The organism is bacterium SCSIO 12741, assembly GCA_024398055.1.
GTDB lineage: Bacteria > Bacteroidota > Bacteroidia > Flavobacteriales_G > Salibacteraceae > SCSIO-12741.
The window spans coordinates 1,192,229-1,207,645 of record CP073749.1; the positions used below are offsets into that span (position 1 = coordinate 1,192,229).

Annotated in this window: 8 protein-coding genes; all 8 read right to left on the reverse strand. The window is 45.1% G+C overall.

All coding sequences use genetic code 11. The features are described from left to right. Positions 1-14: 14 nt before the first annotated feature. The 8 genes from KFE98_05020 to KFE98_05055 all read right to left on the reverse strand — a co-directional run bounded on the left by KFE98_05020 (position 15) and on the right by KFE98_05055 (position 15,388). On the reverse strand, positions 15-2,684 hold the full coding sequence (locus KFE98_05020) for a hypothetical protein (protein UTW63516.1): 2,670 nt from the start codon (positions 2,682-2,684) through the stop codon (positions 15-17). 51 nt (positions 2,685-2,735) lie between these two features. Next, positions 2,736-4,337 carry an RNA-binding S4 domain-containing protein gene (locus tag KFE98_05025; GenBank protein ID UTW63517.1) on the reverse strand — a complete coding sequence of 534 codons (1,602 nt, stop codon included), beginning with the start codon at positions 4,335-4,337 and terminating at the stop codon, positions 2,736-2,738. Between the two features lie 128 nt (positions 4,338-4,465). Beyond that, on the reverse strand, positions 4,466-4,828 hold the full coding sequence (locus KFE98_05030) for a YraN family protein (GenBank protein UTW63518.1): 363 nt from the start codon (positions 4,826-4,828) through the stop codon (positions 4,466-4,468). After that, a complete protein-coding gene (locus KFE98_05035; protein ID UTW63519.1) occupies positions 4,828-9,591 on the reverse strand; it encodes a CHAT domain-containing protein in 4,764 nt (1,587 codons plus the stop codon). The genes KFE98_05030 and KFE98_05035 overlap by 1 nt, the downstream gene beginning before the upstream one ends. A gap of 14 nt (positions 9,592-9,605) precedes the next feature. Further along, positions 9,606-10,964, reverse strand: coding sequence for a hypothetical protein (locus KFE98_05040; GenBank protein ID UTW63520.1), 1,359 nt, complete (start codon positions 10,962-10,964; stop codon positions 9,606-9,608). A gap of 15 nt (positions 10,965-10,979) precedes the next feature. Next, a complete protein-coding gene (locus tag KFE98_05045) occupies positions 10,980-12,506 on the reverse strand; it encodes a hypothetical protein (GenBank protein UTW63521.1) in 1,527 nt (508 codons plus the stop codon). 126 nt (positions 12,507-12,632) lie between these two features. Next, complete coding sequence (locus KFE98_05050) at positions 12,633-14,462, reverse strand: hypothetical protein (GenBank protein UTW63522.1); 1,830 nt, start codon at positions 14,460-14,462, stop codon at positions 12,633-12,635. Continuing rightward, positions 14,459-15,388 (reverse strand): hypothetical protein, encoded by a 930-nt coding sequence (locus KFE98_05055; GenBank protein ID UTW63523.1) that lies wholly within the window; start codon positions 15,386-15,388, stop codon positions 14,459-14,461. The genes KFE98_05050 and KFE98_05055 overlap by 4 nt, the downstream gene beginning before the upstream one ends. Between the last annotated feature and the right edge of the window lie 29 nt (positions 15,389-15,417).

Here is a 15,417-nt window from a genome sequence, read left to right on the forward strand (position 1 = left end):
AAAAATTGAAAATTCTATAGATCATCGTATTCGAAGTATTCGGTTTCCTCTTCATTGGGTTGAAGTAAGCGAAACTTCTTTTTCGTGCTGTCTTTTGCAGTTGGTTTGTTTTTGGGCTTTGTAGTTGCTGGTGCAGTGGTATCGGCTGAACTATCTTCCTCCCACTCGATTTGGTAATCGAATTCCTGATTCACTTTTCGGCCCTCGTCATGCTTGCCAAGGCCTAAGTCTCGGGATAGGGCTTTGACTAAGTCGCTTTCCTGGTTTTTACGACGCTCTTTGCGGAATTGTTTTTTGCGTTCTTTATCCAAATCGATATCCGGATCGGCGGCGTCTCCTGTAATCTTTAGGAACAATCGGAACCCACCGGTACCATCATCGCTTACATAGCCGTATTCGGTGTTGTATTCCTTCTTCTTAACGAGCAATTCACTCAGGTCAAAATCAAAGTGATAATCCAATTGGTTGGTAAAGGAGTGCGTTCCATCCAAATGAAGCGTAAGAATACTGGTTCGAATGGTCATTCGGGGAATATGGATCTGTCCATCTCCGATAAAAATATCGTTCTCCAATCGGTCAAACTTTACGTTGTTCAATTCCTTGCGCAACTCCGATTCCCGGATCAAAGCTCGAAGCGCCAAGCTGGATTTAACGTAATCGGATATAGCTTGAAGCGTGGAATAGTTCTTCAATTCTCCGCCGGTAACCACCACATGAGCATAGGCATCAATATCTTTCGGATCAATCTCCAATTTTTGATTGGCGATGGCCGTCATTTTAAAATCAATATCGGTAGCTCCACGAAGATGCTCAGAACGAATTTCGGCCTGACCAAAATCCTCAAACTGGTAGAAAAATTGCTGAATATCCACTTGCTTAAGGTCTCCCTCAGTACGTACATCGGCATTCCCGTCTTCCCGATCGGTTATCGAGAACTTTCCTGAAAAGCTACCACCCATCCCGTCAAAAGTCACCGGGTTAGCGGTAAACTCATGTTCGGCCATGTAAAAGCGCATTTTCAGATTGTTCGCTTCAAACCTGCGGTAGGAAAAGTGACCGATTTCGGTGGTCAACTGCATTTCGATAAGTGGATAAGCTTCTCCAGCTTCCTGACGCTGACTCTTGGCTCCTAACAGATTTTCTAACTGCACCTCATCGGCCTTAACATTCATCACCATTCGAAGCTTCTTATCATCCCGAAACAACCAGGAATAAAAATTGAAAAGCTCTCCGTCGATCTGAACGGGCGTTTTAGCAAATACCCCGGAAACGCCATCTACGATAATTCCTTCCTGATCAAATGCTATGAGGCCTTTGAAATCAGCAAGATTTTGGTCAACGTGCAGGCTTTTGTAGGACACTCCGTTAAATTCCAATCGCCCTCGAAAAGGATTGTATTCCGGCTTGTAAACGCCCTCAATCCATTCGGAAAGGGGTGTTTTTCCAGCAATGGCAAATTGAGCCTTCCCATCCAATAACTCCACGCCTTCCAATTTCAAAAAGGATTGCAGATCGGAAAGATCCAGCTGTCCATGAAGTCTAACATCCAGGTTCTTTCGCTCCAAATTGGCCAACTTCATTCTACCGGCAACTTGTCCAGTTAATAGCTGCACAGAAAAGGTGTCCAAGTCAAACACCATGCTTTTGAGTGTCCGGTATTTTCCATTGGTAAAAGACCCCGCACAAGCCAATTTCGAAAGCTCGGTTTCGGTTGAAGTGTTCTTTACCCATCCATCCTGAATAGCAAAATCAACATCCAATTTGGGCGCCAGGGAAGATTCAGCATCGCCATGAAGCTTTAAGTCCAAATCGAGTTTTCCCTTAGCCCGGTAGTCTTGAATGGGTTCTTTCCAGTCGGCGGGCAACACGTGGCGTAAAACGGCCAAATCGAGGTTTTTACCACCGGCTTCGAAGGTGTAGGTCTTTTCATTGATCTTTCCGACCAAATTCAGCTTGAGTTGATTCTCAATCCGAACGGAACCTCGATCGATTTGCACGCCACCCCAATCTCCACCAATACCCATCGCTGTATTGATCTTGAGGTTGTAACGATTCAAATAAATGGCAGGCCCTACCTTAACCCAGGACTGATCAAAGTTTCCAGCGATCTCCAGGTTCAATTTTTCTTTCAAAAAGTTACCCGAGATTTCGGCATGATCCACCCGGGTTTGAACCTGGATTTCTTTTTGGCGATCGTGATACAGGTAGTCCACCCCAACAATTTTGATCTCGTCCAAGCCAATCGCTACCGATGATGTATCGGAAGCAGAAGTATCTGCCCGTAAAAAATCATAGTTAGGATTCCCCTTAAGGTCTACTCGCATCTTTGCAAATCCCTCGGCAATTTCCACTTTCTTAATTTGGTAATTGCCCTGAAGGATATCCCACACATTAAACTGCAGGTAGAGCTTATCGAAATAGAAAAGGGTATCCGGCTCGGGATTGTACGATTTCGGCTCCATCAGCGCCACCTGATTGAATTGAAGACTCAGATACGGCGCTTTTTCAATGGATGACACATCGATGGAAGAGACAGTCATTTCAGATTGAAGCGTTTGGTTCAATTGGTCGATGGCCACGTTTCTAACAATATCACCATACTTCCAGGCCATAAAAAGACCTGCACCTACGAAGGCGATGATCAATATCACCAGAAAAATCGCGATTCTCTTTAACCAACGCATGCTAAAAGCTCAATCTGTTCCTGCTCTGTTATCGTTTAAGGGTACCTTTCCTTAAGAAATCATCTTCAAAGAATTGATCTCTTTTTGGGTCAGGAATCTCCATTTTCCTCGTGCGATTTTCTTTTTGGTCAATCCAGCGAAAGCTACGCGATCGAGTTTTACAACGTCATACCCTAAAGCGGCAAACATTCTTCGAACTACCCGATTTTTACCGGAGTGTAGCTCTACGCCAATTTCCTTTTTATTCTGTCCATCACCCACGTATGCAACCTGGTCAAACTGTACGGTACCGTCTTCCAGTTCTATACCGGCCTGCAACTCGTCCATGTGTTGTTTGGTAACAGGGGTATCGGTAACAACGTGATACACTTTCTTAACGCCATGTTTCGGATGGGTCAGCCTTTTGGCCAATTCACCATCATTGGTAAACATTAAGAGTCCGGTAGTCTGACGGTCTAAACGTCCTACAGGATAAATACGCTCCTGTACAGATTTACCGATCAAATCGGTCACCTTTTTTCTTCCTCCTGGGTCGTCGGAAGTGGTGATGTAATCTTTCGGTTTATTGAGAATGAGGTAGACAAATCGTTCGAATTGCAGTTTTTCACCACCATAACGAACCTCATCTCCACGTTTCACTTTGGTTCCCAACTGGGTTACTACTTCACCATTAATGGTAATTAGTCCCTGCTCAATGAGTTTATCCGCTTCACGGCGAGAACAAATACCGCTGGAAGCAATGAAACGATTTAGTCTTACTTCTTCGGCCTCAGTATCTCCACTCACTTCAGCATTGCGCGACCAGCTTAACTTACCACCATCGGCATCGCCTTTTTTCCATCGAGAGTCACGCCCACCTTCAAAGGAACGGCCACCACGTCGATCATCGTATCTTTTAGAATCGCGATCACCGAAAGAGCGGGAACGGTTACCAAATCCGCCTTTGCGGTCGGAGTGAGATCGATTGGAATCGCGATCTCCGAATGAACGGGAACGATTTCCATATCCACCTCTGCGATCTGAATCGGAGCGGTTAAAATCTCTGCGGTCGTCATTTCTTCCTTCACCTTCGCCGCGATCGGACCAAGGTCGTTTGTTAGAAAATCGATTGGAGTCGCGGTCACCGAATGAGCGGGAACGGTTTCCAAATCCACCTTTGCGGTCAGAGTCGGAACGATTAGAATCTCTGCGATCCTCATTTCTTCCTTCGCCGTCTCTACGATCGGACCAGCTTCTATTGCCTGAAAATCGCTTTGAATCACGGTCACCGAAAGAGCGGGAACGGTTGCCAAATCCACCTTTGCGGTCAGAGTCGGAACGATTAGAATCTCTGCGATCCTCATTTCTTCCTTCGTCGTCTCTACGATCGGACCAGCTTCTATTGCCTGAAAATCGCTTTGAATCACGGTCACCGAAAGAGCGGGAACGGTTGCCAAATCCACCTTTGCGGTCAGAATTGGATCCGTAGGACTCTCTACGTCCTTCATTCCTGCCTTCACCTTCCTTACGGTCGGACCAGGAAGCTGTACGTCGATTGCCTCCTGAATTTCTACCCCGATTGAATGATCCCCCTGAACGAGAGTCAGATGGCCGGGATTTGCCATCGCGTTTTCCAGATCCGCCTCTACCTTTCTGCTGCCGATTTTCTTTCATCCGGCAAAAGTACGAATAACCCACAGATGCGGGGTTAAGAAGCGAGATGCGAGACTCGAAAGCTTTCAGGCGAGAATCAGAAAGAAGAAAAGGTTCAGAATTCAGAATTCATCAAATGGATATTGAATTCAAAACTCCGGGCCAAAAGCGTCTGGCATGTGATCTATCTCGACACCCTTAGAGTTGATAATGACCGCAATCACATCAAAACGACATTCCCAATCCTCGTCTTCATCCTCCAAGTAGGCCTCTGCTGCTTGATAAAGATGTTCTTTTTTGGAATCTGTAACGGCTTCAGCGGGATGCCCAAAGTAATCGGTGGAACGGGTTTTAACCTCTACGAATACAAGCTCATCGCTAATATTCGCGATCAAATCAACTTCCAGGTGTCCGTGTTTCCAGTTTTGAGCTCGAATCGAATATCCTTGCTCAATGAGGTATTGTAATGCCGCCGTTTCCCCTTTTTGACCCAGATGAAGGTGTTCGGCCATTAAAGTCCGATCATCACGAAACTACCCCAATAGATGGGCTCGCTGTACTTCTCCTTGATCCGCTTCTTGGCATCCTGGAATGCTACCCGGATGTCCTGGCCTTCGAGCCAATTGGAATAGAAGTCATTCATCAGCTCCTGGGTTACCTTGTCGTCCACCTTGAACAGAGTCATGATTACGTTCTTGGATCCAGCTACGATAAAGGAACGTTGCAATCCGTAAACACCTTCCCCAGATTTCACTTCACCCAATCCGGTTTCACAAGCACTAAGTACAACCAACTCGGTGTGGTCCAGGTTCAGGTTCATCGCCTCGTAAGCGGTTAAGATTCCGTCCTTCTTATTGAAGTCGTAAATGTTGTTGTTGGCCAAAAGCTCTCCAGCTCCGGTGAACAACAGGCCTGAACGAAGTAGGGGGTTATCCGCAATATCACCTTTCAAATTGGTGCTGGCATGATCCTGTTGAGCTTCTTGCATAAAGAAACCGTGGGTGGCCACATGAAACACCCGAGGACTGTTTACCTTCTTGATTTCGGCTTCGGTAGCTTCGTCGCCCAGGAATGTTGTGGTGCGCCAGTTTTGACGAGCCAGCAAACGATTGATAGACTTAATCTCCTCCTCTGCTCCGGGCAGTGGTTCCAAAGAACTTACTCTATTCTCCTGGTCAATGTTCGATTCACTTCCGGCAAATTCCGGATTTCCAAACATGGCAGCGGTAGTATTGTCATAAGGTTCCACATCCTCGTCCATTCGGGTATGGTATATATCCCGAGTGTTACTTACGTAGTAAATGTTGTTTTTGTCGATTACAAAACGGCCGCTGCTGTCCTTCAAGGTCTCCACGTTCATTTGGTTGTAGATTCCATCGGCTGACACAAAAACGGTGGTGTTGTCTTCCAGCTTGGCGTCAAAATCCTGCCAGAACTGCTCGTAGGAATACTTGTCTTTGGCCTTGTACTTAATTCCGTTTCGGTAGTACTTAAAGTAACGACTCTCCAACTTGTTTCCGTTGTCCAACAAAACCACTTCCGGTCCTTTTTTCGATTTCTGATCCAGGATCAAACCAGTGTAAATAATGCTGTCGGTAAAATCGGTTTTGAAATAACGGAAACGGACAATTTCCATGGCGTACTCACCTTCATTCAAGGCTTTGCGAACCATTTTCCAGTTCATTTCTTCTTGCTCAAAAGCTTTGGCAAAGTCTTCTGATTCTTCGCTCAATTCTTTCTCGAGGCCGTTGATCTCTTTCTCAAGAGCAGGCATATTGATACCATTTTGAATGCGCTCTTCTTCACTCATGGCGAGTCCACGAGTTAGCATCTCCTTTTTCTCGGTGTAGCGTTGAAAACGGTAAATCAAATCTCCATCACCTGAGTTCACGATTCGTTCTTTTAAACGGGTAGAAGAACTCAACAAAATAGCCTTGGTCGCCAAGCGGAAATCGTACACCTTGTTCCAGGCTTTTTGATTTTGCTTGTCCAGATTCATGGCCAAAGAGTGATAGATTTCAAAATCACCTTTAATCGAACTCCAGTAAGTGTTCTTTTCTTTTTCAGAAAGAGATGGGAAGTACTTCTTCAAGTAATCCAAGTACTTATCAGTGGTTTCATCATAGATCACCAAGGCGTTCTTAAAGTCACCGTTTGCGTAGAATGACTTGGCCTCATTACTACGAGCCTGAATGTATCCCGGGTGCTCGTCATCGAAAGTCGACTTGTAGGATTCAGCAGCATCCTTGTAGTTTTCTACAGCCTTATCAAAGTTACCCATTAGGTACTCGAGGTCTCCGGTAAGCATTTCGTTACGGGCGGTTCTCAAGTGGTTTTTACCAAACAATTCCAACCAAATAGTTCGAGCATCGGCTAAAGTTTGCTCAGCCTTTTGGTGCTCACCAAACAGCATGTAAACCTTACCCTGGTATTCGAGCAATTCACCATATTGAGGATGCGAACTATTAAAGTTAGTGGTTACAATTTCCTTGGCTTCTTCCAGGTAGGCGTTGATCACATTCAAGTCGGCGTCATCCGATTTGAAGTTTACTTCGGCCAGTTTTTGAAGAATGTCAGCTTCGCGAATATTGCCATTTCCAAATTTTTTCTGGATCAGCTTTCGGGCGTCGCCATAAATGTTTTTGGCCTCATCGTAGTTACCCATTGACACGTATACCTCAGCCAACAAAGCCAGGTTATCCATGTAGGCCACGGATGTATCACCCAAGTTGGTTTTGCTAATTTTCATGGAGCGACGCACCATCTTTTCAGCATCGATGAAGTCACCCGTAATCAGGTAAAGCTTTCCGTACAAACTTAGGGGCTCAACCAATCGGTAGTGATCCGTTCCGTACTTCTTCTCATTGAGGGCAATGGAACTCTTTAGAATGTCTTCAGCTCCTTTGTAACGACCGGTTGTAATGTAGAGCTCAGCCATCTCTTCGGAAGAGCTGATGTTTTCGTTTCCACCTTCACCGGATTTCTTGAGTAGCTTGTAAGCCTTCTTATAAGTATCTCTGGCCTTTTCAAACTTTCCATTGACCATGTACAAACCAGCCAAGCTCTTCAAAGCCATGTAGTAGCTCAAGCTCTTTTTGGTTCCTTGCTTCCGAATAACCTCAGTCGCTTTTTCCAACTGCTGCTCGGCCTGATCAAACTCTCCTTTTTGAAGATTTATTTCAGACATGTCTACCAAAATCACTCCGTATAACTCTGAACTGGAACCGAACTTACGCTCTGCAATTTTCAATGCCTGCTCACTAATGGTATAAGCTTCATCATACTGATCAATGTAGGCCTTCAGCTTACTGTAGGAGCGTAAAAAGTCGATGTACAAAGGATGGTCCTCGTGCAACTGGTACTTGATTACGTCTTCAAAGTGATCTTGATAAACCTGCTTCGATTGCTCAAACAAGTCCTCGTTCTCCACATTGAATCCAGCCAATTTCAGCTGCTCGATGGAGTGCATTGGAGAATTGTCTCCGAAGTTGTTCTTGGCAATCCAAACATTGGTTTCCCGTTCGATTCGGGCTTCCTCCACTCGGTGATTGCGGTGGTAAAAATCGTAGAAGTGGTCGTTGAACTGAAGGTTCGAAACGTGGTCATCCGGGACATTCTCGGCAACACCTTCTTTCAATTTCACCTCTTGCTTAACCGCCTTTTTATAACGCTTCTTCCGGTTGTTAAAACGGTTTTCAAGCATCAACGCATTGAGGTAGTACACACTGGTCTTACCATACTTGTGCATGTTGTCCAACTTGTACTTAAGGAATAGGTGTCTTGCCTTTCTATCCTTGTCCGCTTCGATAAAGGATTGGATCTCCTTTTCTGCCACTTCATTAAAGAACTTGTGGTGACTTGAAATCCCGATTTTCAGCATTCGGGCGTGAATCTTTTTGTACTCCTTGTACGGCTTTTCCAGTTGACCATCATTCTCAGCCATTACGGCACGGCCAAATTCATTTTCGATAGTCGGCAAAGAGCGCTTTCCAACTAAGTCATGGATCAGTCTTTCGTTTTCATAGTACAGGTTAGAAGCCCGGCTAAAGTCTCCTCTCTCCCGGTAAAAATCGGCACGCAGTACATACAACTCAGCTAAACGGAATTGACGAGCCTTAAACTCATCTTTGTCCAACTTGATGGTAGACTTTTTAGCCGTAGTGTCAGGATTAGGAAATTCTCTTTTGGTAATGGAACGTTGGAAACCGATCAACTCGGGAATAAGGTATTCTACTTCCCGAAAGAAACCGCGGTCCAATTGAATGGTAACCATTCGCCTTTTGATTTCGAAGGCCAATAAAGAATCCGCATTGGTGGAAAGGTCACTTTTCACCTGCATTAAGGAGCGTTTTTCTTCAGAAGCTTCCTCCTCTTGAACTTCTTCCTCGGCAGCTTCCTCAACTACAGGTTCTGCCTGGGTAACAAGAGGTGTTGGGACTACATTCGTCTTGGGCAATTCAATTTCTGCATAGTCTTTGGATAAAGCCTTAGCCGAATCCAGAGCCGCAACTAACCTTTTCATAGAGGCCGAATCTTCACTTCCGGCCATAGCTTCCAACGAATCCGATAGAGATTGAATACGTGTGTCATTGGATTGAATCAAAGAGTCTAAGGTCAATGAATCCATGGCCACCTGGTTACTATCCAGGGATGGGTTGTCTTTGATCAATCCCATAAAGCCCGACAGAACGGTATCCACTACGGTGGTATCTTCCTGAATGCTTTCGGGCGTCAGGGGTAAGTCCAAAGCCGGTTCTTCTTGGGCTGTGGTATCGTCAACAGAGTTGTTTGAAGCTGTAGCATCGGAGGTATCTCCGTCCCAGGATTGGTGCAGGAATTCATCCGCCTGAACCAGGTATTCGTAGGCTAAAACCTGGTTTCCAAAGTGCGCATAAATATCACTGATAAGCAACAGACCATTGAGGTATTCGCTGCTATCTTCCTTGATGTTGAAGCTGAAATAATACAGCGCGTTTTCAAGGCTATCCTGTACTTCAAAATAGTTTCCAATTGCCTCCAGGTACTTAACGTTGTACAAGGCAAACAGGGCATAGTTTTGGGATGTTCCATACCCTTTTTTGCGCCACTTTTTCATTAACCGCTTTGTGGTTACTTGCGCATGGTGATATTCACCATGGTCGTAGCGCTTTTCTGTCTTCTCCAGCTTCTTGCTGGCCTGCTTATCCATCTTCTCAGTCTGCGCCCAGGCTGATGATGAAATAACCAGGCATAAGCTAATAGCCAGTAGGTTAATAGCTGCTTTAAATCTCCTCATGTACCGATGCCAAATTACTTTTGACCAAAATTGTTTGCAAACGTCAGGTTCAGCCCAAATCGCAGGTGAAAATTCCTAACCTCCGTCGGGAAGGCGTAGGCCAAAACATTATCACTTACCACATAGAGCTGGACGGGCCCTGCATTCGCAGAAAGACCTAATCCAACATTCGCATAACTTCGTCCATAAATGGAATAGTTTACCGTTGCGGCAAACCAATTTCTTACTTTCTGGGTCACTCCTACCTTGAAGGAAGAGCGCCAAGTACCGTTATAAAATTCGTTGTAGGTTAACAGGTTGGCATCTGTCTTTTTGAAGAGCTGGTAGTTAACCCCCAAATAGGTTTTCACCGGAAGAGTGGTGGTGTAAGGGTTGTTGTCTTCTTCAAACTCAATTCCTTCCAAAATACTGTCTAAAACCCGAGTGATTCCCGTACCATTTCCTGAAGCACCACCGTTAATCCAGTCATTCAAATCTTCACCGTCGTAGTAATATTCTACATCGTTGGAGGTTCCATTGACCACGTTGCTGTTCCAGCTAATAAAACCCAGGTCGTTAACTGCCAAAGACAAGGATAGCTTTTCGGTTGCATGGTAGGTAACTCCTAAATCAGCAGCGAATCCGTAATTACCGGTAATCGATTGGGTAACGGCATCCATAAACTCCACATTGGAATCAAGAATGGCAGTCATAGCCCCAGCCGAACGATAAGACATGGCACCGTCCAATTTGATGGAATAATCATCAGGATTGGTGGTTAATCCCAAACGGGTATCTGTGGTTTGTAGGTTTGCCAGTCCGCTTAGGTACTTGGCCCGAATACCAGCCGACCATTTTTCATTTAAGTCGCGGGCAAATCCGAGAGAAAACTCGGTGTATTGCATGTAGTCACCTCCAAGGCCATCCAAAGCCAAACGCTGACCGATATAATCGGGGTGACCATTTCCGTACCACATAAATTCAAAAAGCGTTTTCGGATAGGTAAAACGCCCAGAGATCTTTTCCTCCACGTTAAAAGTGATGTAAGAGGCTCCGGTTCTAAAGCCAAAGCCCAGAAGTGTGGTTCTGAAGTCAATTCCCAAATCGTTCAGGTCATCCATCTGAGAAATGGCTTTTGGCATATCCATTCTCAAGGCATTGGTATCGTCCACATAAAAAAGGTCGGAGTAGGCAAAGCCTTGGTTGTAAGGAGAAACATATACGCCGCTAATCACCGGAAGAGAAACGTAAGCCCGGCAATAGGGCATTCTCGAAATATTGATCTGATTGGCTTGCGGAACACTTCTCAGGTCATATAGGGTCAGGTCCTGCTGGGCTTCCAGGGAAAAGGTAGCAACCATACAGGCAATCAGCATCCAGAATCTTGTCTTCATGATCATCAATGGTCTTTAGAATACCCCAGGATCTCCCGTGAGTTTAACTCCGATTTTAACATCAATTTTATAGTCGTCAAAGATTTTTACGGTCGTGTTTCCATTGTTGGAGGTGGACAGGCTGCCAAGAACCAAAACGTATTTGGCCTGGCGTAGCAATTCGGTTCGCTCCTCGCTTAGCTCATTCTCCGTGGAGACATAACCTGGCTCAGTCACTTTTCCATTACCATCAATAATGGCTGATGCAGCTACTTGAGCTGAACTGATCAAATCAACCTCTTCCCCATTGGCCAGCTTAAGGGGAACATAATTTTCATCAAGAATGGTCGCCTTAACTACCGCATCAATGGGGAAACCATTTTCCAAAAAGGTTTTGATTGTTACTCCTCTTAGAAAATCAATATCCTGATCCAGGGAAATGGGGATGGTATCCAAAATCTGGAACTTCTCTACCCGTCCTACCAAAGGCAATTCAATGCGCATTTCCATACGGCACTTGGCTCCCTTTTCTACAAAATTCTGCGTGGTAGCATCCGGATTGGCACTTACACCAACACTGTGAACCAAATAAGTAGGAGTAGGCTTAAACACATCTCCTACGTTGGTGTTGGAGCGATCAAGAATGATTTGAGTCTTTACCGTTGTTCCAATGCTATTTACATCTGGAGCTCCAACCTTCAATTCACCGGTATTCGATTTGATCACTTCAAAAAGGTGCTTCGTTACTGGATTGTAACCATCTACACTATCGAGTTTCAATCCCAGTGGAACACCCAGGCTATTTTCAAAATCGAGAATAATTCGAGGGTCTTCAAGATGGATATTTCCATCGGAGGCAATGTTTTTGAAAAGGTGAATCTTAAGCGAATCTTGAGGGAGCCTCACCAACTTATCCTTAAAATCGCCGAAAAGTCTTTTGTAGTCCAAGTTGGTCATTGCCATGCCCAGGTTCATGGTACTGGGCGAACTAACGGAAGAAAAGGCAAATTGAATGCTAATCTCATTGTTTGCCGTCGGCTCAATACTGGCACCCGATAAATCAAAGTTAATGGAGCTACCAAGCGGTGCCGTTTGTGTGAGTGGATTACCACTACTTGTTTCTTTAATGGAGAGAAGCGTAACCGTAGCCGTTCCGGTTGCCGATGTATTCAGGTTTAGGTTTAGATTACCGGTTTCCAAATCGATTTGGGTAAACTCTTGTTCGCCTGGTAAATCAAAAGGCACATCCACCACAATAGTACCGGTGGACACCCCGGCTTGAACCGTTTCAGACACGTCGCCAAATTCCACAATATCGTCAGCTACAAATTCCTGAACGTCGCTGTTGTAGACCAGAGTGACTAATCCATCACCATCTGTGGTTACCACGGAAGAATCCGTAAAACCCAAAATATCCTGCACTTCCAATGAACTCTTAACCAAAGGGATGGCAAGTTGAGGTTCCCAGCCGGCGGTTGATAGGTTATCGAAATCGTACTCCTCTTTTTTAACGCATGCCGCTAACAAGACGGCGATCATTAAAAAGCCCGTAAACTTTTTCATACTGAGTTAAGATGAATTAACAAACTTAAGGATATCACCTGGCTAAGTCAAGCAGAAAGTGGGTATTGGACACTTCGGTTCAAAGAATAAACCTTACCAATTATCGAATAGAAATGGCCTGAGGACTTAGTTGAGAACGTAACAATACACCATACCATCATAGCTGCAAGTAACCAGTTCTAACCGGCCATCCAGATTCAGGTCGGTAACACGTGCACGGGTTTGTCCATAAAATGGCGAACCCTCCATGGGGCTTCCAAAACGATCTACTAAATGTACTTCAGCCAAACTGTCCTGCACCAAGGTAATATAAGCTCCCTCTTGTCCGGTAAAAATTCCGGGGCGCATCTTTTGGGCCTTTTCAAGCGGGTACAACAGAACTGACTTCCCTTCGGCATCATAGACTTCTAAGCCTTCACCGTTCAAAAACAGATACTCGGTTTCCCCATCTTGATTCACATCAATCAGATCAAAATAATGGCGAGCATCGAAATGCTTGAACTGAACTGTTTCCAATTTATCCTGAAGAGACAGCTGAAGTAAATTACCTGAACTATCCGTAGCTACCACAAAAGTGGATTTCAGATCCTTACCAGGCAAAACTCTCAATGGAGATCGCTCGTTTACCTGTAGCTCATTCTTAAGCTTTAAACGATCTTCACCTCGGCGATTGACCACTCTCACTCCCCCGTTTTCTTGCCAGGCGATGATGTAGTCTTTTTTATTGACCACCACGTGAGTCATCCGACGGCCTACCGGGTCACCTTTCTTGTACTTCCAGCCTTTTACCGGCTTTCCCTGGATATCATAACAAACCACATTACCATCCTTCAATGGGGCCATAATGCGATACTTCTGATTGTTGTCGTAATCGAAAACCATGACCGGAGCCGAAGCTTTTTCAGATAGTCGGATTGGGAAACCGTCCACGTCTTTCCCGTTACGATCGATCAAGTAGATTTTATGAGCCGTACCAAAAAGAATCTGGTACTTGTCGTTGCGGTACTTATCTACCTCAAAAATTCCTCCAACCATGGGCCCTTCTAAGTCGCGACTCCAAAGAATTCTACCTGTGTTTGAGATGAGGTAAACCCGGTTGTTATCATCCTGAATGAATACTTCCCGAGCCTTGGTGTAATGATTGGTAAACAAATAAGGCTGCGAACTAACCGTGGTGTCCAGTGGAATCTCCCACAAGGATGCAGTCACCTTCTTATAGATTGGATTGTGCTTTAGAAACAGGTTGTTGTAATACATGTTCCCTTGATCGTGCGACACCTGAAGGCATACTCCCTCAAATTTCCGGAGAAGCTCCAGGTTATCATCCACCCAGGATCGATTTTTCGGTGCCAGGAAGTGATGGATGAGGTATGGAGAGCGAGCAATGTTTACATAGGCTGTAAGATTGGCCGTTGAAGAAAGGTTGTCGCTGAAATTTTCGAAATTTTCATCGCCATCCAGGGTCTTATTCCCTTTAAAGGCATTGATAACTTCCCGCATGGTGGAGAGCTTGTTACCCAAAATGGCAAATCCATCCAGTTCCATGAGGTATTGACTTTCCAACACCCGAAAAGTATTTCCGAGGTATACCTCCAGAAGGCCATTGGGTTTTAGCGTATAAATGGAGGTTTCGCGGTATTCTTTAACGTCCACTTCTCCTTCATCGTCGGTTAGCATAAGTGGGGCAAAGGCCTCTTTCATCTTTCCCGGATCGATTAATCGAATCAATCCAATGGCTCTTCCTCCCAAGGAACTCACTTGCTCTCCGGAGGTGGGCGCGTTGACTTCCAAAATGGCCAAACCAATTTCACTTCCACAAACCGACTCCATTAGGTCTCGGGATGATAGGGCAAAATCCTGATCCAGCTTTGAAACCTTCTTCTCATGAGCCACCAATTGATTTCCAGATTCCAAATAACCTTTTCGAGCTACGTAGAAATCTTTGAAATTGCTCAATCCATAGTGGTAAAAAAGCGCCGTATTGGAGGGCAACACACGAGTGATATCGAGAGACCGTGCCTTCTGCCCTCAAACAGGCTCAAAAAGTTCTGTACCGAATCGGCGGCAAAACTGTAGCCATTAAAAAGAAGGCCATTCGGCTTCACGATTCCGTCTAATTCCGTCCAGGATGCCCAACTCTGCAAGGAGGCCAATCGGTTAGAAAAAGAGGGATCCATCAAAGAGGAGATATACTGCGACCACACCTGATGATTGATGTAAACATTGATGGATTTCGAGGTTCCAGCGGTTTGATAGGCTTGCAAAAAGTTTGGTTTACTTTTCAAAGAAACTCCACTGTTGATCTGGCGAATGGATTCTTCAATCACAATCGACATGGGACTGAACAAGAAGTAACCTTTATGGAAAGACATAGCGTAAGTCTCGTCACTTCCTTTCCGCTTTAATAGGGTGATAGTTCCGGAATCATAAGCCTTGTCTGTTCCTGAAAAATAGGTTTCAAACTGACGACTTATTTGCTCTTTAAAATCGTCTTCGTCAACCGTTGATGGAACCCGAATGGACAGCAAGAAACTGAATTTCTGAGCACCACCGGGAATCCAGGCCATAAGGACCGGCACCTGTGACAGATTTTGTTTAAACCACGGCTCCGAGGAGAGCAGTGTATCCAATTGTTCCAAAGTCTGATCAAGTGGTCCAACCAAACCAGCGGTACGCAACTCGTCGTAGATCAAATTGGTGTTCTGAACCCGGGAAAAGAGTTCAGCCGGATCCCTAAACTCAACCACAACCGCGGATGAATAAGGAATAGCCTCATAATATTCGTAGTTGATTTTTTTGGTTTGGGTGAGTTTGAACCACGCAAATACCAGTAAACCAGCAAAAGCCGCCAGCAAAACACCAAATACGATTTTTCTGACCATAAGGGAATTCCGTCTGGGTGTAAAATTAG